Source organism: Neobacillus sp. B24 (assembly GCF_055381825.1).
The window spans coordinates 2,437,640-2,460,211 of the sequence record NZ_AP035777.1; the positions used below are offsets into that span (position 1 = coordinate 2,437,640).

Consider the following 22,572-nt stretch of genomic DNA (forward strand, 5'->3'; position numbering starts at 1 on the left):
CAGATAATATAGTAAATTGTTTTGAAGGGACAAAAGTCTTAATGATAAACATTTCAGCAATTCAATCATTGGTATTTTTTTTCGTTATACTCATTATTAGTTTTTTGTTCGTGTTAGGCAAATACTTGAAACGAATGATCTCCAATCGCAAGCTTGCCGAAGATAAACTGAAAGCAAGTGAAGAACGATATAGGTTACTGCAGGAAAGTTTAGACCATTTTTCGCAGGATTTGTTTAAGGTAATGAATATTACTGAACTAGAGGATCGGCTTATTTTAGAATTGAAAGAAGTTTTAAAGCTGGATGAAATTTATATTATTGAAATTGATGAAAGGCTTAATCTTTACCGGAGTACTGGGGGAAGTGCAGACTTTCATGAATTGGTATTGCAGAATTACATACAGTCTGTACCAATTGGAGAAATCTTCAAACTGGGTAAAGGCTGTTTTTCTAAAATAGGAGAAACTAATGGACGGATTATCCTGCTATGTATTGAAACGAACCGTGATATAGGAGAAATACTCGCGTTAAAAGTATGGCTGCAAACCATCTCGAGATATGTAAGCGTTCTTTACGAAAATTTATTTATGATTGAAGATCTGGCGAAAGAGTTGGAGCAGCGTTCACAGGATAAGTCAACTCCTCGTTGGATTTTAAGATTGTTGTTTTCGTTGGCAGAAAAGGAAAGAATGAAATTATCCGCGGATTTGCATGATACAGTACTGCAAAACCAAATTTTATGGTATCGTAAACTGCAATCATTGCGTGAGGATTCCAATTTATCCTTAGCACTGGATAGGGAGTTAATGGATATTGAGCAGGGAATGCTCGATATCATACAACAAATTCGAATAACTTGTAACGAGGTGCGGCCCCCGTATTTAAAAGAGTTAGGGTTAATAAAGGCTTTAGAAAGCCTATTTTCTCATACACAAAAGAGCGTAGAATATGAAATCATATTTAATTATGCTGACTTGAAACAACAGCTCAATGAGGAAGAGATGATCACCCTTTACCGCATTACCCAAGAACTTCTAGCTAATGCAAGGAAACATTCACAGGCAACAAAGGTGGATTTTATGATTTCTAGCCTAAATGATATCATTTATTTTAGTTACCAAGACAACGGTATTGGGATTGATATTGAAACGACAGTTGACCCTTTTGAGCATATTGGACTATCCGGTATTAAAAAACGGGTGGATAGTATTGGTGGAGAAATTGAAATATATTCGGTACCAGGAAAAGGTGTAAACATTTTAATATCTTTTCCAAAAGGGGAGAATAATCATTCAAATAGTGTGTTATCTGAGGTGTTTAAATGATCCAAATACTGCTTGTTGATGATCATCCTTTGGTTGGTGAAGGAACGAAGTTAATTATTGAAAATGAAAATGATATGAGGGTTAATATTGAGACTTCGGGTTTACGGGCGTTAGAACGTTTAAAGTCTGAAAAATTTGACGTAATGCTTTTTGATTTACAAATGCACGAATTAGATGGCTTTGAATTATCAAAAAAAGTTCTTGAAATAGAGCCCTTGTCGAATATCTTAATTTATACGGGATATGATATTCTGCCACATTGGGATCTATTCATGGATTCGGGTGCTATAGGCTTTGTCTCGAAAACAGCAACAAAAGAACAGTTAATCAGGGCAATCCGATGTGCGCTAAATCGAGAGATTGTCATTCCTTTCTCGTTATTAAAAGGAATATATCAAAATGGGAATACAACTCCTAATAATCTGCCTCCTAATAAAGAAGAGCTTATGCTTAATGAAAAAGAAAAGGAAATTTTAAAAGAATTGGCCAAGGGCAAAACGAATAAAGACATTGCTCAAACTTTATTTATTGGTCAACGGTCTTTGGAGTATAGTCTAACAAATCTCTTCCATAAGTTAGGGGTTCAGACAAGGGTTGAAGCGGTAGTAAAAGCGAATGTAATAGGGTTATTATAAGAAATCTGGCATTCTAGGACACTCTTGTTTGAGGGTGTTTTTTGTTTTTTTATTATTAAACACGTGGCTAATACCTGCCGATAAGTATATTAAATACCTTTAAGAAATGTGGGGAGCATGTATTTTGAGAAATCTAAAAATGGAATCTAATTTACTACTTGAGGTTTACAAATCACTTTTTGATTATCATGATGATGCCTGCTTTGCCCTTGATTTGGAAGGTAATTTTATATTGTTTAATCGTACTGCTGCCGAGTTGACTGGATACTCAATAGAGGAAGCTTTGCAAATGTCGTTTATCCCGTTAATACCGGATCAGTATTTAGAAGATACACTTTCTAATATTAAACGTGTTATCGATGATAATAGCAATAATTTTAATGTCTTAATTAAGCACAAGAACGGAAGAATCATTAATATTTATTGTACATCTAACCCAATTTATATTGATGGCAAACTAGCTGGTCTAGTTGGGATGGTCAAAGATAAACCTGACAACAACGATTTTAAGGCATTATTAGCTGGGCAAAATACCGTTCTTGAATTAATGGCAAAAGGTTACCCTTTTACAGCCGTATTGGATAGTATCAATTACCTTATCGAAGATTTTTCAAATGGTGGTTTTTGTTCTATTATGCTGGTAGATAAAAGTGGAGATAAATTAGTAACTGGCTCAGCACCAAATCTATCGGAGGAGTTTATTAAATCTATAAACCGTACCCCCATTGGGCCAGATAGGGGTTCCTGTGGCACGGCAGCCTACTATAAATGCCCGATTGTTGTGGAAAATATTGAAACTGATTCATTATGGATTGATTTTAGGGATGTTGCTTTAAGAAATCGTTTAAGGTCCTGTTGGTCTGCTCCCGTTTTTGACAACCAGAAAAATATCATTGCAGTCTTTGCCATTTATCATGACAAACCGTGGTATCCGAAAAAAGAAGATCTTCAGTTAATTGAAAAGGCTACATACTTGACCAGTTTGGTCATTCAGCACTACCGAAATGAAGAGAAGATTAATTATATGGCTAATCATGATGAATTAACCGGACTGCCAAACAGAAGACTTTTTCAAGAGAATGTGGAAAATACAATTACAGTTTATTCTAATTCTCCCGGGAAAAATTTTGGATTGTTATTTTTAGATTTGGACCGTTTTAAAATAGTTAATGATACACTGGGGCACAGAATCGGGGATAAGCTGTTAAAAGATGTTGCAATAAGACTTCAACGCTGTCTTCGCAAAGGCGATATTGCTTCCAGACAGGGTGGGGATGAATTTACCATCCTATTAAGAGATGTTTCAAAGATAGAGGCTACTCGTCTCGCTCAAAGCATAATAGAAGTGCTATCAGTACCAATTTTAATTGATCAAAATGAAATCTTTATTACTCCAAGTATCGGGATTAGTCTTTATCCCTTTGATGGAATTTCCCTTGATGAACTATTAAGAAAAGCTGATGTAGCCATGTACCATGCGAAGAAAGAGGGAAGGAATAATTTCCAATTTTATTATGATACTTTGGATAGAAAGACATATGAGAACTTGGAAATTGAAAATGAACTTAGAAAAGCATTGGATAAAGACCAGTTCAAACTTCTTTATCAACCTATTATCAATCTATCAACCAATAAAATGTCGGGAGTTGAGGCCTTAATACGCTGGAATCATCCCAAGCTGGGTATTGTTTCACCGGACAAATTTATACCAATTGCCGAAGAAACGGGCATGATTGTACCAATTGGGGAATGGGTATTAAAAACAGCTAGCCGACAATTAATGATATGGGAGCAGGAAGGCTTATTCCCGGAAACTGTTTCAGTTAACATTTCCCTGCGCCAGTTTTACCAATCAAACTTAATTCCAATGACTGAGCAAGTATTAAATGATGCTGGAATCGAGTATAACAGACTGACAGTTGAGATAACAGAAAGTATGACGATGGATGTACAGTCAGCAACCTCTATTCTCCACGATATAAAGAAACTTGGGGTTAAAATAGCAATGGATGATTTTGGAACCGGATACAGTTCATTAAGTCACTTGAAATTATTTCCAATTGACTATTTGAAAATAGATAAATCTTTTATTCAAGATATTACAAGAAGCAACGGTGATAAAAATATCGCGATAACTATACTTTTGATGGCACATAATCTGGGATTGAGAGTCATAGCAGAAGGAGTAGAAACGAAAGAGCAATTAAAAATTCTAAGAAAATATAATTGTGATGAGGCACAGGGATATTATTTTAGTAAACCATTATCTGCGGATGATTTAACACTATTTTTAGAGAAACAGATTCTTAGTTATAATTGAATCCTTTTTAGGATTAATATATAATTCCGATAGGGGAAATCTAAATTGGATTGCCTTACATAATTTAATACGGTTAGGAGAAATAACATGGAAAAAGTACTGATTTTCGGTCATAAGAATCCGGACACAGATACCATTTGTTCCGCTATCGCTTATGCAGATTTGAAGAAACAGCTTGGGATGAATGTAGAACCGGTCCGTCTCGGTCAAGTTAATAGTGAAACTCAATATGCTCTGACAACTTTTAATGCGGAAGCACCTCGTTTGGTTGAAAAGGTAGCAGGGGAAGTTAACTCTGTTATTTTAGTCGACCACAACGAGCGCCAGCAAAGTGCAGAAGATATTACCGATGTTCGTGTGTTGGAGGTTATCGACCATCACCGTATCGCCAATTTTGAAACAAGTGATCCTTTATATTACCGCTGCGAGCCAGTTGGCTGTACCGCAACCATTTTAAATAAAATGTATAAAGAAAACGGTAAGGAAATTAAAAAGGAGATCGCCGGTTTAATGTTATCAGCGATTATTTCCGACTCCTTATTATTCAAATCACCTACTTGTACGGCTGAAGATGTGGCTGCTGCCCGCGAGTTGGCTGAAATTGCTGGTGTTGATGCGGAAGCCTACGGTCTTGAAATGTTAAAGGCCGGTGCGGATGTTCGAGACAAATCCATTGAGGAGCTGCTTACCCTTGATGCCAAAGGCTTTGAAATGGGTTCAAGCAAGGTGGAAATTGCCCAGGTAAACGTTGTTGACACTGCTGATGTATTGGCTCGTCAGGCTGAGCTTGAAGGAGCTATTTCCAAAAAAATCGAAGAGAAGAACCTGGATTTATTCCTATTCGTCATTACCGATATCTTAACAAATGATTCTGTCGGATTAGCGCTAGGAAGCAAAGCTGCAGCAGTCGAAACAGCTTATAACGTTACACTTTCAAATAATACGGCAACACTTAAGGGTGTTGTATCCCGTAAGAAGCAAATCGTACCTGTATTGACTGACGTGTTCAATAAAGGCGTTTAATAATAAGACCGTTCATGCCTTTTGAGGCGTGAACGGTCTTTTAAGTTAATCCGGCTTTTGCTGGTTCTCTTCCTTCTTTTGGTTCATCAGAAAAAAGGTCAGCGGCTTGTCGGAACCGGTCATCAGTTTATACACATAGGAGGACGTTACCCTGTAGCCTTCCTCAATTCTTCCCGCCAAATAGTTAGTCCGTTCAAACAGTATTGACCGGATATGATTTAACTGGTGGGTTATTTTATCCACCAATGCCTCCTGTGCATCTAAACGGGTCAAAACCTGTGTTTGAAGTCCTTCTTGTTCACCAAGTTTTTCGACTACCTTCTGATGCATCTCCTCCTGTTCGTTGATTTTGTCCGCGGTCGCCTTTTGCAGCTCCAGCTGCTGATTCATTTGTTGTAAAAGCTGTTGGTTGGTCATTTCATGTTTCTCTAACCGATTCGCCATAGCTTCAATGGATTGATTCAAGAGATTCACTTTCTCCATCAATACCTGCTTGCTAAGGGATTCGTCCTTCATAAATTCAGCTAAGAAATCTCGTCTGCTATAGGCTTGATTTGGCGCTGTAAGCTCCTGATTATTTATAAAAACATCCGGGTGCTTGTTTTTATTGATATATAATCCCATACCTCACTCCACTCCTTTTTTGATATTTTATGTTTGATAATGGTAAGAAGGGACAGGAATGGGCTCGGCAATGGTAAAAGAGTTTTTTCATTAAAGAATATGTAATTAATAGAATTTCTTTTAAACATGCTCTTTTTTGTTTAGGTGTAAAAAACTATAATGGGATATAAGGGAATTTTTTCATAATGGAGGTTAGGTATGAATCGCTGCGGCTGGGTCAATCAAGATCCATTATATATTGATTATCATGATCACGAATGGGGTGTCCCCGTATATGATGATCGCCTATTATTTGAATACTTAAATCTTGAGGGAGCGCAAGCCGGCCTTAGCTGGTATACAATTTTGAAAAAGCGAGAGAACTACCGGGAGGCTTTTGATCATTTTGAAGCGGAGAAAATCATCCAGTACGATGAACGGAAAATCGAAGAACTGCTGCATAATGAAGGAATTGTCAGGAACAAATTAAAAATAAATGCTGTCATCAGTAATGCCAGGGCATTTCTCAAGATTGTCGAGGAATTTGGCTCCTTCCGTTCTTATATCTGGTCGTTCGTCGGAGGAAAGCCAATCCAACATCATTTCAAGGATATGGGAGAGGTGCCCGCTGCCACTGAAATTAGCGATGTGATGAGCAAGGACTTAAAGAAACGAGGCTTCAAATTTGTCGGGTCGACGATTTGCTATGCGTTCATGCAGGCAGTCGGCATGGTGAATGATCATATTGTCAGCTGTGATTGTTATAAAAAAATACCTGCAGATAAGTAAAAAGAAGGTCCATACTTGTGATGGGCCTTCTTTGTATTTGAAATACTATGATTGGGTAGAATTCTCCAAGCCGAAATCTTTTACAGGCAAAGTAATAATCTTGCCGCCAATTTGGACATGAACGGTATCGTTGAAAATGGCCTTTACGATTCCTTTTAACGAAATCGTGGAGTTAACCGAGATTTTTTTAGATTCAGATTGATTTGCCATATAAATCAACACCTTTCGAAGTAGTCATACCAATATAAAATAACTTTAACCTATATTATTCGAAGAAAGATTTTGATATCCTGCTTCCATTTGGCTGTTTTAAAAAAATTTTTTTGTGAAAAAATCGGTCATGTTATAGTCATTTCTATCGGTCAAGGGGTGTTGGACGGGGAAGTGATATAACATGAACCGTAGTTCAAGTATTGCACGAAACAGATTGCTTGTCAACGGAAAACATGAACTATGGTTCAATTTTTTGTTTTATGGTATGATGATGGCGAGGTGGTCATATGTCAGAGCGAGAAGAACTGCATGTAGGCAGTTTTCCATTTGTACCAAAACAGGAACGGGCCCAGCAAAAGAGAAAAGCATTAGAAGAAAGCGGACAGATTTTATTTATTGAAAAAGGATATGAGCATACAACCGCCAAGGATATTGCAGCACATGCCGGGGTGGCAATTGGTACGTTTTATCGATATTTTTCGGATAAACGCCAGTTGTTACTATCATTGCTGGAGGATAAAATCGAGCAAATGCTGCCTCCTGAACCAAAATGGTTTTCCGGTGATCCGGTGAACTTCTTGAATTCCTTATTAGAAGCACATGCAGCCCGATTGGATGAAGGGGGATTGCATCGTGTATTACCTGAATTAATTCTGAAAGACCCGGATTTTGCTGAGGTGCTCTCTAGAGCCAAAAAAAAGATATATGTAGGAATCGTTACCGGACTTCGCCAAGCTCACGCACGCGGCTTAACATGGCCCGACCTGGATGAGGAAACTGTCGCCTGGTCGATTATGACTTTGCTAGAAAACGCACATGAAAAAAAAGTTCAATCTGATGTAAAAGCAGATTATTACGAATTGGCAAAGGTCATCTGCCGAATGGTTTTTCCACCAGAAGTGTTGGAAAAATTACGGAAGTAAGTGGGGGTGCCAAGCATAGTACTTGCCACCCTTATTAAGTTACGGATGCAATTTGCGGTCCAAATCAGCAATCATAATTTGTGAAGCAGCATATTCCTGCTCCCGTCTTTTTTCGACTAATAATCTTACACCATGATTTTGGCTGTATACTTTATAACATACACCATGGGAGGCCAGCATTGCTTTTTCCATTTCACTTGTGTACTTCAATCTTAAGCTCTGGATAAGAATCTCCTCCTGTTTTTTTATAACATGGGTTTTATCTTACTATTGATATCCTGATAGCACAAAGTCGAAAAATCATGAAATGAAGCGATAATTAGTGGTGAGCAGGTGAGAGGGGAAAATAAGCGGTGAGTTCTTAAAATAATAGCCAAATCCTGCCTCTAAAACCATGTCTTATGTTGGAAGGGGTTTCATTTGTACAAAAAAAATCACGAGATACTGTCTCGTGATTTTTTCTTATCTTTTCTCATAAACTGCTTTCATTTGCTTCCTATGATGCTCATCATGCTCGGCCATATCCAAAAAGTACTTTTCGATTGTAAGGTTGTGTTCCCCTACTGAAAAACTTTTTTGATGGTCTACGAGGGATAGTACATCAATTAGATTTTTGCGGTTACTGATAAATTTATCAATTAACTCCACTTTGCTAATACCTGAATGGGCAAATGTTTCGGCTTCGTTGTTTATGTCCTGGACATTGACACCGCCACGTGGAAGATCATCAAGTTTTAACATCAACGGTAACCTGTTATTTTGGATATATTGATCCCAAAAGTATAGATGTGCCACTATTGCTGCCGATGACCATTTCCCTTCGCTGATTGGTTGGAAGAAAAGTTCATCGTTTTCCACCTTTTTTAACGCCTCAATAAAAGGAATGATTGCCCCAAATTGTTTAACCGCACTCATAAAAAATACCTCCCCCAATTCACTATCAATAGAATACCAGTTTTTTGAAGCAACAAGGTATAGATAGGCTTTAAAAAACTGGAAAATATTTATATTTTTTGTTGACAATATAGTATAGGGGGGTATAGTATATAAACATAAAGTAATTACTAAATCCACACATGAACAAATTAAGCGTGGATAGGGGGTAGCAATATGAGTGAACTTTTAGAGAAAAGCGAATTTGACATTATCGGCATGACATGTGCTGCATGTGCCACGAGAATTGAAAAGGGACTAAATAAAATCGAGGGAGTTACAAAAGCAACAGTCAATTTGGCGCTAGAAACAGCAACCGTCGAGTACACTCCATCACAGGTTAACGTCCAAGATATCATCAAGAAGGTAGAGAAAATTGGTTATGAGGCAACGCTGAAGCAGGATCAAACAGCCGACAGCCCAGACCACCGCCAAAAGGAAATTGAAAAGCAACAGGGAAAATTTATCTTTTCAGTCATCCTGTCATTTCCGCTTCTGTGGGCAATGGTCAGCCACTTTGAATTTACGTCTTGGATTTATCTGCCAGACTTGCTGATGAACCCATGGGTCCAGTTAGCTCTAGCAACACCAGTGCAATTTGTCGTGGGTAAACAGTTTTATGTCGGTGCTTATAAAGCACTCCGAAATGGCAGTGCTAACATGGATGTATTGGTCGCCTTAGGGACATCGGCCGCATATTTTTACAGTCTGTACTTGTCAATCATGTCGCTTACTACCGGCGAGCACATGGTGGAACTTTATTTTGAGACAAGTGCTGTCCTAATCACATTGATACTATTAGGGAAACTATTTGAGGCTAAGGCAAAAGGCCGCTCCTCTGAGGCAATCAAGAAGTTGATGGGGCTTCAAGCGAAAACGGCAACCGTTCTGCGAGATGGAATAGAGCTGGAGATCTCCTTAGAGGAAGTTGTCGTTGGCGACATTATCTATGTAAAACCAGGTGAAAAGGTGCCTGTCGACGGTGAAATCATCGATGGCCGCTCTGCACTAGATGAATCGATGTTAACAGGAGAAAGCGTCCCTTTAGATAAAACTGTTGGCGATCCGGTAATCGGTGCCACCATTAATAAAAATGGATTTTTAAAGATAAAAGCTACAAAAGTCGGCAGAGATACCGCTTTGGCACAAATCATCAAGGTGGTTGAAGAAGCGCAAGGCTCTAAAGCGCCGATTCAACGGCTTGCAGACCAGATTTCCGGTGTATTTGTCCCAATTGTTGTCGGTATTGCAGTGGTAACCTTCTTGGTTTGGTTCATCTGGGTCAATCCAGGAGACTTTGCGGAAGCGTTGGAAAAAATGATCGCTGTTCTGGTTATTGCTTGTCCTTGTGCTCTTGGCTTGGCAACACCAACCTCGATTATGGCTGGTTCGGGCCGGGCTGCAGAAGCAGGTGTTCTATTCAAAGGCGGCGAGCATTTAGAAATGACCCACCGGATTACCACTGTTGTACTTGATAAAACAGGTACCGTAACAAACGGCAAACCAGTCTTAACAGATGTTGTCGTGACAGGCACTCTTGATGAAGTAACTTTCTTGCAGTACGTCGGATCCGCTGAAAAGCAATCCGAGCATCCGCTTGCAGAAGCGATAGTCAGCGGCATTAAAGAAAAAGGTATTGAATTATTGGATGCTGCCGAATTCGAGGCAATTCCCGGTTATGGAATCAGAGCAGCAGTCAATAGCAGGGAACTATTAATCGGTACACGAAAATTAATGGAGAAATATGCTGTGGCGTATGATAACACAGGCAAAAAGATGGAGGAACTTGAGGAAAGCGGCAAAACAGCCATGCTCGTGGCCATTGATGGAAATTTTGCAGGCATTGTTGCCGTCGCAGATACCGTAAAAGAAACTTCCAAAGCAGCAATCAAGAAATTAAAGGATATGGGGCTTGAGGTCATCATGATGACAGGTGACAATATCCGCACCGCCAATGCCATTGCGAAAGAAGTTGGAGTTGACGCTGTGATTGCCGAAGTTTTACCTGAAGGCAAAGCAACTGAAGTGAAGAAGCTTCAGGAGCAGGGCAAACGGGTGGCGATGGTCGGCGACGGGATTAACGATGCACCAGCACTGGCAATTGCCGATATCGGAATGGCGATTGGCACAGGAATAGATGTCGCAATGGAAGCGGCCGATATTACCTTAATGCGCGGTGACTTAACCAGTATTGCTGATGCCATCTTTATGAGTAAGAAAACCATTCAAAACATCAAACAAAATCTATTCTGGGCATTTGGGTACAACACATTGGGCATTCCGATTGCGGCTATCGGCTTTCTAGCTCCATGGCTTGCCGGAGCGGCTATGGCGTTCAGCTCCGTTTCCGTTGTCCTAAATGCGTTAAGATTGCAAAGGGTAAGACTTTAACAAATGAATCACGAGGGTTAGGAGCAAATCAGGTTCCTCCCCTCGAACAAAGGGGAGCAATGACTATGAGAAAATGGGCGCGGTTCGAAAATACAGGTTATCATTGGCTTTGAACAAAACAAGGAACAAATTGTGAAACTTGTTGAACTGCGCTAATAAAAAAGCTTCCTGCACCCATCGCCTTACGGTACGGGGGTATGATATAATTTTAGCAAAAAGGAGGGCGTTGTGATGTCGATGAACGAAGAGGAAGTATTGGATGAGTCCTGTTGCGCAACTGATGGCAGCCATCGTAAAAGTCACCATTCAGATAAAGTAAAGAACAATCTGGTGACACGTCTTAACAGGATTGAAGGTCAAATTCGCGGAATCAAAGGGCTAATTGAAAAAGATACGTATTGTGATGATGTTATTAATCAGATTGCTGCAACTCAATCGGCGTTGAACAGCGTGGCCAAAATCTTGCTGGAAGGCCATATGAAAAGCTGTGTTGTCGAGCGGATTCAAGAAGGCGATTTCGAAGTAATTGATGAAGTACTGGTAACTGTACAAAAATTAATGAAAAAATAATGGAGGATGTAAAGTATGGAAACTGTAACTTTAAATGTTAGTGGAATGTCTTGTGGTCACTGTGTAAAGGCTGTAGAAGGCAGCGTTGGAAAGCTTGATGGAGTGAAAAAGGTGGAAGTGAAACTAGATAAAGGTCAAGTAGATGTTGAGTTCGATACGAATGTCGTCACTCTTGCCACCATTAAGGAAACAATTGATGACCAAGGATATGATGTAGAATAAAACGGGAGGCACTCAGGCTGGTTTAACCTGGGTGCTTTTTATTTTATTGATAAAATGCCGGTAAGATGTGATAGAATGTCATGAGGAATACATAGAAAAGAGGGGCACAGCGTTGAGTAAGCAAGGGGTAATATCGCTTGGGGATGCATTTATTGATCTAATCTCTCAAGATTCAAGCAATTCGAAATATCGTCGGTTCCTGGGCGGGGCAACAGTAAACGCGGCAGTATGGACAAGCAGACTGGGCACTCCATCCTATTACCTTACCAAGCTGGGGATGGACGAAGACAGTAAGTTTGTGGTGGAAGAATTAAAAAAGGAAAAAGTGAATCTCGACTACTGCCCGGTGGCTTTAGAGAAAAGGATTTGCAGTGTAACTGTTCACATTAACGATGATGGTGAAAGAGTTTTTCACTCATACGATAATTTAACGCCTGATGTTCTCCTTACTGCAGAGGAGCTGGAACAAGAACTGTTCAAGCAGGCTAAAATATTTTATTTTGGTTCAGGAACTCTTTTTCATAAAACTGCCAGAAATACGACGAATAAGGCTATGGAATATGCAAGGAAACAGGATAGTCTGGTGGCGTTTGACACCAATATCCGCCTGAAACGGTGGGAAAGTGAAGAAATATGCCGGCAAACGGTGTTGTCCTTTTTGAGCCGTGCCGATATTGTAAAAATGGCAGAGGAGGAATTATTTTTCCTGTCAGAAACAAACAGTTTAGAAGAAGGTTTGGAAAAACTTACTCAATACGGAGTCCCTTATCTATTTGTTACTATGGGCGGGGATGGGGCCTGTGCAGTTCATGATGGCAAAAAAATTGTTGTACCAAGTGTCAAAGTGGAGGCCATTGATACAACTGGGGCGGGGGATGCGTTCATGGCCGCCGTTCTATCAAAATTCCATGAACTAGGTACCCCAAAGGATGATACCCAATTAGAGAGTTACGTTCAATTTGCCAATGAAGTTGGAGCACGCGCTACAATGAAGTTAGGGTCGATATAAAAAGACGCCTTTCCTTTTAAAGAGGAATGGCGTCTTTTTCATTATTGAGATATCGTAGTTGATTGCGTTAGTTTATTCCCTTCCGGTACCCTTAACAGGATAACCCCGCCGATGACAAACAGGACTACTAAACTGAACACGCCGCTATTGGTATTACCTGTCACTTGGGCGGTGACCCCGACCAAAAACGGACCGAGAATGGCTGCGAATTTATAAAAAATACTATAAAAGCCGAAAAACTCGTTGACGCTTTCCTTCGGCACCAATTTCGCGAAGTACGCCCGGCTGAGTGCCTGAATACCGCCTTGGGAGGTCGCGACAAGCATGGCAAGAATCCAGAAATCTAAAACTGTCTTTAAGAAATAAGCATAAATACAAATCACGATATAAATTAAAATACCGACTAGGAGCATCGTTTTGCCTTTGAATTTATCAGCAAGCTTGCCATATAGGATCGCAAACGGCGCTGCTACAACCTGGGTGGCAAATAGGATGATTAACAGATTGGTAGAATCAATTCCTAAATCTGAACCATACGCGGTCGACATCGTAATAATCGTATTAACTCCATCAATATAAAAGAAATAGGCAATTAAGAACAGGAATAATGGGCGGTACGTTTTGATTTTCTTAAACGTTTCAAACAGCTGCTTAAAGCCGTTGGCAATTGGGTTTGGCACCCGCTCTTTATAATAAACCTGGTTTACATTTTTCAGCATTGGAATCGTAAACAAGCCCCACCATAAAGCAGTAACGGCAAACGCGGCCTGGCTGGCGACTGAGACTGAGATTGGTAAGATTTCATTCTGGGCTAAGATAATCAGGGCAATTCCTATTATGAATGGGATCGTACTGCCAATATAACCCATTGCATAGCCGCGGGAGGAAATTTTGTTCATCCGCTCTTCCGTGGTGACATCGACGAGAAAGGCATCATAGAAAATATTTGTTCCACCAAAGCCGATGACCGTAAGCATATAACAGATTAATAGAATCAGCCATTGATTACTTGGGACTACAGCGAGTAAAAAGGTAAAAATAATGCCTAATGCAAAGAAAAAGGTAAAGAATCGTTTCTTAAACCCGCGGAAATCCGCGATGCTGCCTAACACCGGAGCACAAAGAGAGATTAACAGTGTTGCAAACGAATTGGCGTATCCCCAGTAAGCAGTAGAAGTAGAGCCCGCAAGCCCGGCCTGTGTTGCTGCTGCCTTAAAGTACAGCGGGAACACAGCGGTGGTAATCAGGATTGAATAGGCAGAGTTGGCCCAATCATAAAACACCCAGCTCTTTTCTTGCTTTGTCATCGTGCTCATACATTTTCCCCCAATTGATTAGATTCAAAATCTAACAGTTCCTCGATAACACTGCCATCGGTATCACCTAAACTAACACCCAAAAGTCTCGCAAAGGTAGGCCCTTCATCAATCAGACGTGCCGAAGGGATAGTACCAGCTTTAATCCCTTTTCCAGCACCCATCAAAATTGTGCCATAGTTTTCTTTTTTCGGTGAATAGCCGTGCGTTGCTTGTGTATATTTTTTATCGGCCTTTGTGTTTTCCGGGGTTATTTTTTTTAAATATTCTCCGTGATAGTCTTCTAAAATGAAATATCCTCGTTTGGCCTCAATCATAAATGCGCTGTTAGCATCAGCCCCTTGTTTGGCTGCTTCTGCACCAGTTAGAACTTGCTCTATTCCGCCATCCTGATCGTTAAGCAATGAAACCAAAAGATTTTTTACAGTTTCATAGGTAGTTGTATCACTGGGGTCTTTAAGATAAATATATGCTGAACCATCACATGTTTTGCAGTAGGCCTTCCAATTTGTCATTTTTCCTTTCCCATTGACGGTAATCAAGTTTTGTTGGCGAAATAGCACATTTAGACTTATTGCCTTGTCTTCGTCTAATGCGCTGTGATCTCCCAAAACAACTATTGTAGAGTTTTCATAGATTTCGCTCTCCTGAAGGGCATCTATCATTCTGCCAAGTCTTGTATGATGACGGTGTATGGCTGCCATGGCTTCCTTCGAGGAAAAACCATGATAATGCCTCATGGAGTCCAAATCGGTAAAATGGACCATCAACAGATTCGGCTTTTTAGTTTTAATTGTATCGACTGCAGCCTCAAGGACAAAATCATCCAGTTCCGGTTGATTTAATCCGTTGCGGATATGGCCATAGCGTTTATTCATTTCCCATTGATAGCTCGGTGTTCCGTTTAGCAGCGAGACAAGTATTTGATTGTGCCAAGGGCGGTTAGCAAAAATTTCAGGCATGTTGTAATCAATGTTGGCTTTGCCAGTGACTGGCCACAACAAAGCGGCGGTTGTCAGGTTGGCCTTTTTGGCTTCATCATAGAGGGTTGTACACTTGATGGCGCTCCGGAACCAATTCCAATCGGGAGAAATCCTTCCTGGTTGAAGAAGTGTATTGTTAATGACTCCGTGGCGGTTCGGATAATTGCCTGTCACGATGGTCGCATGACAAGGATAGGTGACGGATGGATAAATTGTATCAACACGTTCCACTAATGCCCCATTTTTTAAAATACTTTGAAAGTGGGGCAAATCCTTAATAATTGGATAGTCTAAAGCTGAAAGACAATCAAAAGATATGATGATGAGGTGGTCGGTAAGTCGCTTCATGAAAACCCTCCGAAAGTTATGTACCAGCTATTTCAATTGTACTATAGGTGCTGTGATTGTTACAGAATATTTACAAAATATTTGAAAAAATGATAGAAACTGTCGAAAGGGAACTTGCAATAGTTGGTAATGAAGATTTTTCCAGTATAATGAAAGTAGAATAATTTATGGTTAATAAAGAAGGTGTTTTGCATGCCTAGCTTTCAAAATTTTATTTTTGAAAACCTTATGAAGTTATTTGTAAAAAGACTGGCGACAAAAAAACTGCGGGAACGAGGACTGACTGCACGCAGGAAGAAGTTCGATGAGATTGGGAGAAGGCTTGGCAAACTTCCGGGAAATTGCCAATGTGAACAGATTAGAATTGGTGAATTATATGCGGAATGGTTGAGCTTTCCAACGTCAAATGAAAATAGAGTCATTCTTTATTTGCATGGAGGCGCATATGAGTACGGTTCGGCTGACATCCATCGGACGCTGGCCGCAAAAATTGGCGAGGCTTGCGGGGTGAAAGTTCTCCTGCCGGAGTATCGGCTTGCCCCAGAATATCCGTTTCCGGCGGCAATTGAAGATGGTGTTCAGGTTTATCGTTGGCTCTTACGTCAAGGGTTCCGGCCTGCTGATATCATTTTTGCCGGTGATTCTGCCGGGGCTGGTTTAAGTGTTGTTACCGCCTTGGTGCTTCGGGATCAAAATGAACCTCTTCCTGCGGCTATTATCTGCTTATCACCTTGGGTAGATTTAACTAGCAGCGGGGACAGCTATGTGAAAAATCAACAAAAGGATCCGTATTTGACAGTTAGTTCAGTTAGACGGGCGGCTCGGTTATATGCTGGTCAGCACCGGCTGGACCATCCGTTGATCTCGCCGGTTTTCGCCGACTTGACCGGCTTGCCGCCTATGTTAATTCAGTCAGGAGGCCACGAAATCCTGCAAAGTGATGCCCAAAAGCTCGCTGCTCAGGCAAGACTGGGAGGGGTAGAGGTCACAATGCAGACGTGGGACGGTATGTGGCACGTCTGGCAAATCAGCGGTAAATTTTTACCTGAAGCGACAAAGGCAGTAAATCAAATCGGCCAGTTTGCAAAAAGCATATATCAATCACAGAAGCACCGGTGAATTGTCATAATACTGCCAATTATGGTTCGGGCAGTTGGGGATGAATGGTTTATACTGATAATAGGCCATGCTATAATCTTTGGGATTTTGTGAATGAGCGATTGTTATAGGCTGTATTTGAATCTGATAGTGAGAAGGAGGAGCATATTTTATGAAAACGTTAATTGTTTATTGCTCATCTCATGGTACGACAGAAAGGGCAGCCAGTTTAGTAGCCGAATACCTAGAGGGTGAAGTTTTATCAGTAGATCTAAAGCGTGATAAGGTTCATTTCGAACTGGATGATTTTGATACAGTGATTATCGGCGGTTCGATCCATGCAGGTTCAATTCAAAGAAGAATAAGGCAATTTATGGCTAAATACCATGCCGAATTGTTGGAAAAGGAATTGGGTCTGTTTCTTTGCTGCATGCGGGAAGGAGAGCTTGCAATAGAGCAATTTAATAACGCTTTTCCACAGGAGCTAAGAAAAAATTCTGCAGCAATGGGGTTATTTGGCGGGGAATTTCTCGTTTCAAAAATGAATTTCTTTGAACGGCAGGTTGTCAAAAAAGTGGACGGAGTGGTAGAAGACCGCTCCAATCTTGATAATAAGGCCATCATGGAATTTGCTTCAAAAATTAATGATAGGAATTTCTCCTTAAATTATTAAAATTTGCGTTACTGGCCTCTTTCCAAGGAAGGGGCGTTTTTTATGGATGAAGGGGTTTTTTCTAGGAAATTTGCTTTTTGTTAAAATTATCGTTATAATTTTTCAAGCGTTTGGAACATACTGGAAAAAATACGACAACGAGATGAGGTAATCATGAAGATTTGGTTTAACAGATGGTTTACAACAGTTTCGCATTATATTGAAATGATTCGAGCCAATCCCGACAAACGGGAATTTGTCATTTATGGGACAAGTCCAAATAAGGATGCGCTCTATTTACAATATTGTGACCATGCCTATGTGGAGCCGGATATTTCCGGTGATAAATATATTGAGTTCTGCTTGGATTTTTGTCAGACGCATGGAATTGATATTTTCATTCCCCGCAAGGAGAATGTCATGATTTCAAGAAGGCTGGCAGATTTCGAGGCGATTGGTGTACAGGTTTTGGTATGCCCTTATGCGGAGTTGGTGGAAACGCTCGACAATAAGGCAGCAGCCTATCAAGCATTTTTGAAGAGAGAGGCAGAGGGGACAACCATTTTTTCCATACCTGACCATTTTATCGTCAATAATGTCCATGACTTTAAAGCGGCGTACGAAAAGTTGAAGGAGAAAGGGCACCAGGTTTGTTTTAAACCTGTGATTGGAGAAGGGGCGAATGGTTTTCGGGTGATCAAGGATGAAATTGATTCTGTTGACCAGTTGCTGCGTCATGGAACCAGCTTTCGGATCCCTTTTAGTTATGCCTGTGATATTTTAGGCCAGCAGGAGACATTCCAAGATTTAATGGTCCTTGAGTATTTGGATGGCCGGGAATATAGTATTGATTGTTTAGCGTCAAGTGAACAGTTATTCGCGGCGATACCAAGAATGAAAGGGGATGGACGGGTTAGAGAGCTTGTGAATCACTTGGAACTGATAGAACTTGCACAAAAGTTTCACCAGGAATTCAAATTGCCCTACATCTTCAACATCCAACTGAAATACAACAATGGAGTGCCAAAGCTCCTTGAAATAAACCCCCGCATGAGCGGCGGCATGCACATCAGCTGCCTCTCCGGCATCAACTTCCCATACTTGGCCATCAAACTTTTACTTGGTGAAGAAATTGGCGGAGTCAGACCGAAATATGGCATTCGCGCCAGTCACATCGAGAAGGAAATGATTCTCAAAGACGGTTGGTGTCAGGCACCATAGAAAGACAAATCTTCCATTTCGTCCACCTGAGGCGGACAAAATGGATAAATAAGGTATTTATCTGCTCGGCAAATGGGTGACTTAATTTGCCGGGTTTTATTATTGTTTGAAAATGGTGTAGAATATTCTAATAATTAAAGCTGTAGTAAAGGAAGGTGGGTCAGATTGACATATTCGGAACTGGAAGTAATTGCAGAAACTAGTAAAGGACATGTAAGCAATGTGAAGCTTTTTGATTATTTTGACCAGGCTCGAAATAACTGGTATCGTTTCTGTGCTGAACTGGGGGTAGAAGCTGTAGCCGTACATATAAGTGTGGATTATAAAAAAGAGGTTTTCAATAAAGATATCTTAGTAGTAAGAACCTGGCTTGAAAGAGTAGGGAATACCAGCTTTACACTTATGCAGAGAATGGAGAGTAAACAAGGAATACTAGTTGCATCTGCCCAAGTGGTACTCACAACAATTAATAGGCAGACGCGAGTAAAAACGGCCGTTCCTCAGGGAGTTAGAAGCTTGCTCTATCAAGATGCAGAACTAGTGACAAAGTGATAAGGTGGTCAACGGAAAGGGGGGAAGGTAAGTGGAAGGAAAATGGCTGATTGCGGACCGCGATTTAAACGAACGGGAAGGATTAAAATGGATGATAAAAACGTCATCGATTCCGGTTACGGGCATTTTCTTAGCAGCCAATTATCAGGAATTTATTGTATTGTTCGATCGGGAGGCTCCGGATATTATCCTGATGGAACTTGATATGGTCAACAAGGAGGATTGGTCCAGTTTCCGCAACTTGATGCAAATCTATGACCCCGTGCTCGTTTTAACAAGTGCCGAAGCTACCTTTGAAAAAGCCCGCCAGACTATTGACTTGCAAGCTTTGGATTTATTAATTAAACCTTTCTCACCCACAAAAGTGAAATCAGTGTTACATAGAGCATCCCGTAAAATAAGTGGAAAAAGTCCAAATGAGGGTTTCACTTCCAAGTCATTTAAAGATGTTCGGTATGAACTTTTATTTTTACCACAGCACGGAGAAGAAGAAAATTACCATATTGCCGCTTTCCAAACCGAAAGCAGAGAAGTAATCAGCACACTTCATTCCTATTTAACGGAATATTCATTTAAAGACCAACAGGGAATCTTTGGTTTAAGTGATATGGTCATACTTTTGTTTAAAAATTCCTGTCAAAATATAACCGAACAGTGCCAGAAAATGATGCGAAAATGGGAGGAAGAGTTTTCGGAACCACTCGCGATTGTGGTCCATTGGAATAATCGTGTTTCCGGATTGTCACTAAACGAAAAATACCAGCAGACGAAGAAAATGCTGGAGTTTACCTATTATAAAGGATATCGGCAAGTCGTACAATTTGATGTCCCGCCGGAATGGGTTCATATTGACCCGTTTCTCGCACCTCCCGAGCAGCGGGAATGGGTGGAAATGCTGGCAGCCTTGGATTTAGAAAAAATAAAAAACTGGCTGTACGACGAATATTTGCAACTTCAGGAACCCTATCCGGACCCAGGGCTGGTAAGAATCCGATTAACCAGCATTCTTGCCCAAATAAGAAGATTTATGAAGACAAATCAGCTTGATGAAGTGGCGAAATATGAAAATGAATATCGTACTATCTTTAACTCAATTTTGTATGATGCAGTGCTTTATCGAACAGTGCAAAATCTGATCCTTTTTATCCAAAGAATATTTGTTGGCGCCAAGGATAACATCCAAAACTTTAAACAAGACCCGATTGAGCGGGGAATCGCGTTTATGGAGGCCAATTTTTCCAACAGCGGGCTAAAGCTTGAGGACGTAGCCAAGTTTGTTGACCGCAATCCGTCCTATTTCAGTCACCTTTTTATAAAGAAAACAGGGTCTAGCTTTACGGATGCTTTAGCTAAAATCAGGTTAAAAGAAGCCAGGAGACTGTTAATTGAAAGTAATATGCCGATTAAAGAGATTTCGTTGATAACGGGATTTCAAAATTCGAATTATTTTAGCAGGATGTTCAAGGAAGATAACGGCATGTCACCGAGGGAATATAGAAACAACAATAAATAGAAGGAAAAGACCAGTTTTAACAGGCAGGTCTTTTTTGTTTTCCAAAAATAATGCTAGTTTCCAAGAATATTATAGTTTTAAGACAAAACACCAAAATAAATTACGTTTAATCCAATAAATATTTTCATTTTTCCAATGATTGAATGATATTTTTCTGAAGTTTTCATCCTTATAATGTAATCAAGTTCAAATTACGGGGAGTGAATTTAATGGAAGCGCATACAACGAATAAAAGAGTTGTGAAAAATTATAAAGGCACACAATTGCATGCAAAAGGCTGGATTCAGGAAGCCGCACTGCGGATGCTGTTGAATAATTTGGATCAGGAGGTTGCCGAACGGCCTGAAGATTTGGTCGTTTACGGCGGGATCGGAAAAGCAGCGCGTAACTGGGAATCCTTTGATGCTATTGTAAAAACGCTTCTAGAATTAGAGGAAGATGAAACCTTATTAATTCAATCCGGTAAACCAGTGGCAGTTTGGAAGTCTCATAGGGATGCACCGCGCGTCTTGTTGGCCAATTCCAACCTGGTTCCTGCCTGGGCAAATTGGGAGCATTTCCATGAGCTTGATAAAAAAGGGTTGATTATGTATGGGCAAATGACCGCAGGAAGCTGGATTTACATCGGCAGCCAGGGAATTGTCCAAGGTACGTATGAGACGTTTGCCGAACTGGCTCGTCAGCAGTTTGGCGGTTCCTTAAAGCATACGATCACGCTGACAGCCGGACTTGGCGGTATGGGGGGCGCCCAGCCATTGGCCGTTACAATGAATGATGGTGTATGTATAGCAGTTGAAGTGGATGAAACAAGAATCGACCGGCGGATACAAACGAGATACTTGGATGTAAAAGCTTATGATTTGGATGAAGCACTGCGGATGGCTCAGGAGGCCAAAGCTGTCGGAAAGGCGTTATCAATCGGCTTGCTTGGTAACGCGGCTGAGATTTTACCATTAATGATTGAAAAAGGCTTCAACCCGGATGTGTTAACAGACCAAACCTCCGCACATGATCCATTAAACGGATATATCCCGGTAGGTTATTCGTTAGAAGAGGCGGCGAAATTACGTGCTGAAGACACAGTGAAATATGTCAAGCTTTCGAAGCAAAGCATGGCGATTCATGTGAAAGCCATGCTGATAATGCAGCAAAAAGGCGCCGTTACGTTTGACTACGGCAATAACATCCGTCAGGTTGCTAAAGATGAAGGCGTAGAAAATGCCTTTGATTTCCCTGGTTTTGTTCCGGCTTATATCCGTCCATTATTCTGCGAAGGAAAAGGCCCATTCCGCTGGGCAGCACTTTCCGGCGATCCGGAAGATATTCGAAAAATTGACGAGGTCCTGCTTCGCGAGTTTAAAGATGATGAACACCTTTGTAAATGGATTAAGATGGCTCAGGAAAGAATCGCTTTTCAAGGCCTGCCTGCCCGGATTTGCTGGCTTGGTTACGGTGATCGTGCCCGTTTTGGCAAACTAATTAATGACATGGTAGCTTCCGGAGAGGTTTCCGCACCGATTGTAATTGGCCGCGACCACTTGGATGCCGGTTCAGTTGCGTCGCCAAACCGTGAAACAGAAGGAATGAAGGATGGCAGTGATGCTGTTTCCGACTGGCCGATTCTAAATGCCTTAATCAATGCAGTCGGCGGGGCAAGCTGGGTATCCTTGCATCACGGCGGCGGAGTTGGCATGGGCTATTCCCAGCACTCCGGTATGGTGATCGTTGCTGATGGTACGAAAGAAGCCGAAGTACGCCTGCAGCGGGTATTAACAACTGACCCTGGTATGGGGGTTGTCCGCCATGCTGATGCAGGGTATGATCTTGCGATTAAAACAGCAAAAGAAAAAGGCATTAAGATGCCCATGCTGAAGAAGGACTAATTTTGAAAAAAATGGAGGGACAGGTTTTGGGCGTTTCAGTCCAAGACCTT

The 22,572-nt window shown here is 40.8% G+C and carries 21 protein-coding genes and 1 pseudogene; 16 read left to right on the forward strand and 6 right to left on the reverse strand.

Annotated features, from left to right (window positions below; all coding sequences use genetic code 11):
• Positions 1-41 precede the first annotated feature (41 nt).
• From ACZ43M_RS12085 to ACZ43M_RS12100, 4 genes are all read left to right on the forward strand, one after another.
• Complete coding sequence (locus ACZ43M_RS12085) at positions 42-1,325, forward strand: sensor histidine kinase (protein WP_464507654.1); 1,284 nt, start codon at positions 42-44, stop codon at positions 1,323-1,325.
• On the forward strand, positions 1,322-1,960 hold the full coding sequence (locus ACZ43M_RS12090; RefSeq protein WP_464507655.1) for a response regulator transcription factor: 639 nt from the start codon (positions 1,322-1,324) through the stop codon (positions 1,958-1,960). Before ACZ43M_RS12085 ends, ACZ43M_RS12090 begins: the two co-directional genes overlap by 4 nt.
• A 124-nt stretch (positions 1,961-2,084) precedes the next feature.
• Positions 2,085-4,280 (forward strand): bifunctional diguanylate cyclase/phosphodiesterase, encoded by a 2,196-nt coding sequence (locus tag ACZ43M_RS12095; protein WP_464507656.1) that lies wholly within the window; start codon positions 2,085-2,087, stop codon positions 4,278-4,280.
• An 87-nt stretch (positions 4,281-4,367) separates the two neighbouring features.
• Complete coding sequence (locus ACZ43M_RS12100) at positions 4,368-5,303, forward strand: manganese-dependent inorganic pyrophosphatase (RefSeq protein WP_464507657.1); 936 nt, start codon at positions 4,368-4,370, stop codon at positions 5,301-5,303.
• A gap of 45 nt (positions 5,304-5,348) precedes the next feature.
• Here ACZ43M_RS12100 and ACZ43M_RS12105 read toward each other — a convergent pair whose 3' ends face one another.
• Positions 5,349-5,927 carry a hypothetical protein gene (locus tag ACZ43M_RS12105; RefSeq protein WP_464507658.1) on the reverse strand — a complete coding sequence of 193 codons (579 nt, stop codon included), beginning with the start codon at positions 5,925-5,927 and terminating at the stop codon, positions 5,349-5,351.
• Positions 5,928-6,125: 198 nt separating this feature from the next.
• Between ACZ43M_RS12105 and ACZ43M_RS12110 the strand changes: the two genes are divergently transcribed.
• Entirely contained in the window at positions 6,126-6,695 is a 570-nt protein-coding gene (locus tag ACZ43M_RS12110; RefSeq protein WP_464507659.1) for a DNA-3-methyladenine glycosylase I, read from the forward strand.
• Between the two features lie 45 nt (positions 6,696-6,740).
• Here ACZ43M_RS12110 and ACZ43M_RS12115 read toward each other — a convergent pair whose 3' ends face one another.
• Positions 6,741-6,905, reverse strand: coding sequence for a hypothetical protein (locus ACZ43M_RS12115; protein ID WP_172799200.1), 165 nt, complete (start codon positions 6,903-6,905; stop codon positions 6,741-6,743).
• Positions 6,906-7,195: 290 nt separating this feature from the next.
• On the opposite strand from ACZ43M_RS12115, the gene ACZ43M_RS12120 reads away from it, so the two are divergent.
• Positions 7,196-7,831: a TetR/AcrR family transcriptional regulator gene (locus ACZ43M_RS12120; protein ID WP_464507660.1), complete on the forward strand. Its 636-nt coding sequence runs from the start codon at positions 7,196-7,198 to the stop codon at positions 7,829-7,831.
• A gap of 39 nt (positions 7,832-7,870) precedes the next feature.
• Here the strand turns inward: ACZ43M_RS12120 and ACZ43M_RS12125 are convergent, their stop codons facing one another.
• Together ACZ43M_RS12125 and ACZ43M_RS12130 are read right to left on the reverse strand one after the other, a co-directional pair.
• Positions 7,871-8,041 carry a hypothetical protein gene (locus ACZ43M_RS12125; protein WP_464507661.1) on the reverse strand — a complete coding sequence of 57 codons (171 nt, stop codon included), beginning with the start codon at positions 8,039-8,041 and terminating at the stop codon, positions 7,871-7,873.
• A 252-nt stretch (positions 8,042-8,293) separates the two neighbouring features.
• Complete coding sequence (locus ACZ43M_RS12130; RefSeq protein ID WP_464507662.1) at positions 8,294-8,746, reverse strand: DinB family protein; 453 nt, start codon at positions 8,744-8,746, stop codon at positions 8,294-8,296.
• Between the two features lie 210 nt (positions 8,747-8,956).
• Here ACZ43M_RS12130 and ACZ43M_RS12135 point away from each other — a divergent pair.
• The 4 genes and pseudogenes from ACZ43M_RS12135 to ACZ43M_RS12150 all read left to right on the forward strand — a co-directional run.
• A pseudogene (locus tag ACZ43M_RS12135) lies at positions 8,957-11,155 on the forward strand (heavy metal translocating P-type ATPase); the annotation flags it as partial.
• Between the two features lie 231 nt (positions 11,156-11,386).
• Positions 11,387-11,725 carry a metal-sensitive transcriptional regulator gene (locus tag ACZ43M_RS12140; RefSeq protein WP_464507663.1) on the forward strand — a complete coding sequence of 113 codons (339 nt, stop codon included), beginning with the start codon at positions 11,387-11,389 and terminating at the stop codon, positions 11,723-11,725.
• Positions 11,726-11,740: 15 nt separating this feature from the next.
• Positions 11,741-11,947: a copper chaperone CopZ gene (copZ, locus tag ACZ43M_RS12145; protein ID WP_464507664.1), complete on the forward strand. Its 207-nt coding sequence runs from the start codon at positions 11,741-11,743 to the stop codon at positions 11,945-11,947.
• Positions 11,948-12,059: 112 nt separating this feature from the next.
• On the forward strand, positions 12,060-12,956 hold the full coding sequence (locus ACZ43M_RS12150) for a carbohydrate kinase family protein (protein ID WP_464507665.1): 897 nt from the start codon (positions 12,060-12,062) through the stop codon (positions 12,954-12,956).
• Between the two features lie 41 nt (positions 12,957-12,997).
• Here the strand turns inward: ACZ43M_RS12150 and ACZ43M_RS12155 are convergent, their stop codons facing one another.
• On the reverse strand, positions 12,998-14,272 hold the full coding sequence (locus ACZ43M_RS12155) for an MFS transporter (protein ID WP_464507666.1): 1,275 nt from the start codon (positions 14,270-14,272) through the stop codon (positions 12,998-13,000).
• The gene (locus ACZ43M_RS12160) at positions 14,269-15,603 is read right to left on the reverse strand and encodes an alkaline phosphatase family protein (RefSeq protein ID WP_464507667.1); all 1,335 of its coding nucleotides are present in this window, start codon (positions 15,601-15,603) and stop codon (positions 14,269-14,271) included. Before ACZ43M_RS12160 ends, ACZ43M_RS12155 begins: the two co-directional genes overlap by 4 nt.
• Before the next feature lie 192 nt (positions 15,604-15,795).
• On the opposite strand from ACZ43M_RS12160, the gene ACZ43M_RS12165 reads away from it, so the two are divergent.
• The 6 genes from ACZ43M_RS12165 (at position 15,796) to hutU (ending at position 22,522) form a co-directional block, all read left to right on the forward strand.
• Positions 15,796-16,722 carry an alpha/beta hydrolase gene (locus ACZ43M_RS12165; protein ID WP_464507668.1) on the forward strand — a complete coding sequence of 309 codons (927 nt, stop codon included), beginning with the start codon at positions 15,796-15,798 and terminating at the stop codon, positions 16,720-16,722.
• Positions 16,723-16,873: 151 nt separating this feature from the next.
• Complete coding sequence (locus ACZ43M_RS12170) at positions 16,874-17,374, forward strand: flavodoxin domain-containing protein (RefSeq protein WP_464507669.1); 501 nt, start codon at positions 16,874-16,876, stop codon at positions 17,372-17,374.
• 153 nt (positions 17,375-17,527) lie between these two features.
• Positions 17,528-18,574 carry an ATP-grasp domain-containing protein gene (locus ACZ43M_RS12175; RefSeq protein WP_464507670.1) on the forward strand — a complete coding sequence of 349 codons (1,047 nt, stop codon included), beginning with the start codon at positions 17,528-17,530 and terminating at the stop codon, positions 18,572-18,574.
• A gap of 165 nt (positions 18,575-18,739) precedes the next feature.
• Entirely contained in the window at positions 18,740-19,126 is a 387-nt protein-coding gene (locus ACZ43M_RS12180) for an acyl-CoA thioesterase (protein ID WP_464507671.1), read from the forward strand.
• Between the two features lie 31 nt (positions 19,127-19,157).
• The gene (locus ACZ43M_RS12185) at positions 19,158-20,639 is read left to right on the forward strand and encodes a helix-turn-helix domain-containing protein (protein WP_464507672.1); all 1,482 of its coding nucleotides are present in this window, start codon (positions 19,158-19,160) and stop codon (positions 20,637-20,639) included.
• A 209-nt stretch (positions 20,640-20,848) separates the two neighbouring features.
• Positions 20,849-22,522, forward strand: a complete 1,674-nt coding sequence (gene hutU / locus ACZ43M_RS12190; RefSeq protein ID WP_464507673.1) for a urocanate hydratase — start codon at positions 20,849-20,851, stop codon at positions 22,520-22,522.
• Positions 22,523-22,572 lie beyond the last annotated feature (50 nt).

Bases quoted from the DNA above. Each gene is read 5' to 3' on its own strand.
- ACZ43M_RS12085 (WP_464507654.1), top strand. From the start codon at position 42: ATGATAAACATTTCAGCAATTCAATCATTGGTATTTTTTTTCGTTATA.
- ACZ43M_RS12090 (WP_464507655.1), top strand. From the start codon at position 1,322: ATGATCCAAATACTGCTTGTTGATGATCATCCTTTGGTTGGTGAAGGA.
- ACZ43M_RS12100 (WP_464507657.1), top strand. From the start codon at position 4,368: ATGGAAAAAGTACTGATTTTCGGTCATAAGAATCCGGACACAGATACC.
- ACZ43M_RS12105 (WP_464507658.1), bottom strand. From the start codon at position 5,927: ATGGGATTATATATCAATAAAAACAAGCACCCGGATGTTTTTATAAAT.
- ACZ43M_RS12110 (WP_464507659.1), top strand. From the start codon at position 6,126: ATGAATCGCTGCGGCTGGGTCAATCAAGATCCATTATATATTGATTAT.
- ACZ43M_RS12115 (WP_172799200.1), bottom strand. From the start codon at position 6,905: ATGGCAAATCAATCTGAATCTAAAAAAATCTCGGTTAACTCCACGATT.
- ACZ43M_RS12120 (WP_464507660.1), top strand. From the start codon at position 7,196: ATGTCAGAGCGAGAAGAACTGCATGTAGGCAGTTTTCCATTTGTACCA.
- ACZ43M_RS12130 (WP_464507662.1), bottom strand. From the start codon at position 8,746: ATGAGTGCGGTTAAACAATTTGGGGCAATCATTCCTTTTATTGAGGCG.
- ACZ43M_RS12140 (WP_464507663.1), top strand. From the start codon at position 11,387: ATGTCGATGAACGAAGAGGAAGTATTGGATGAGTCCTGTTGCGCAACT.
- copZ (WP_464507664.1), top strand. From the start codon at position 11,741: ATGGAAACTGTAACTTTAAATGTTAGTGGAATGTCTTGTGGTCACTGT.
- ACZ43M_RS12155 (WP_464507666.1), bottom strand. From the start codon at position 14,272: ATGAGCACGATGACAAAGCAAGAAAAGAGCTGGGTGTTTTATGATTGG.
- ACZ43M_RS12160 (WP_464507667.1), bottom strand. From the start codon at position 15,603: ATGAAGCGACTTACCGACCACCTCATCATCATATCTTTTGATTGTCTT.
- ACZ43M_RS12165 (WP_464507668.1), top strand. From the start codon at position 15,796: ATGCCTAGCTTTCAAAATTTTATTTTTGAAAACCTTATGAAGTTATTT.
- ACZ43M_RS12170 (WP_464507669.1), top strand. From the start codon at position 16,874: ATGAAAACGTTAATTGTTTATTGCTCATCTCATGGTACGACAGAAAGG.
- ACZ43M_RS12175 (WP_464507670.1), top strand. From the start codon at position 17,528: ATGAAGATTTGGTTTAACAGATGGTTTACAACAGTTTCGCATTATATT.
- hutU (WP_464507673.1), top strand. From the start codon at position 20,849: ATGGAAGCGCATACAACGAATAAAAGAGTTGTGAAAAATTATAAAGGC.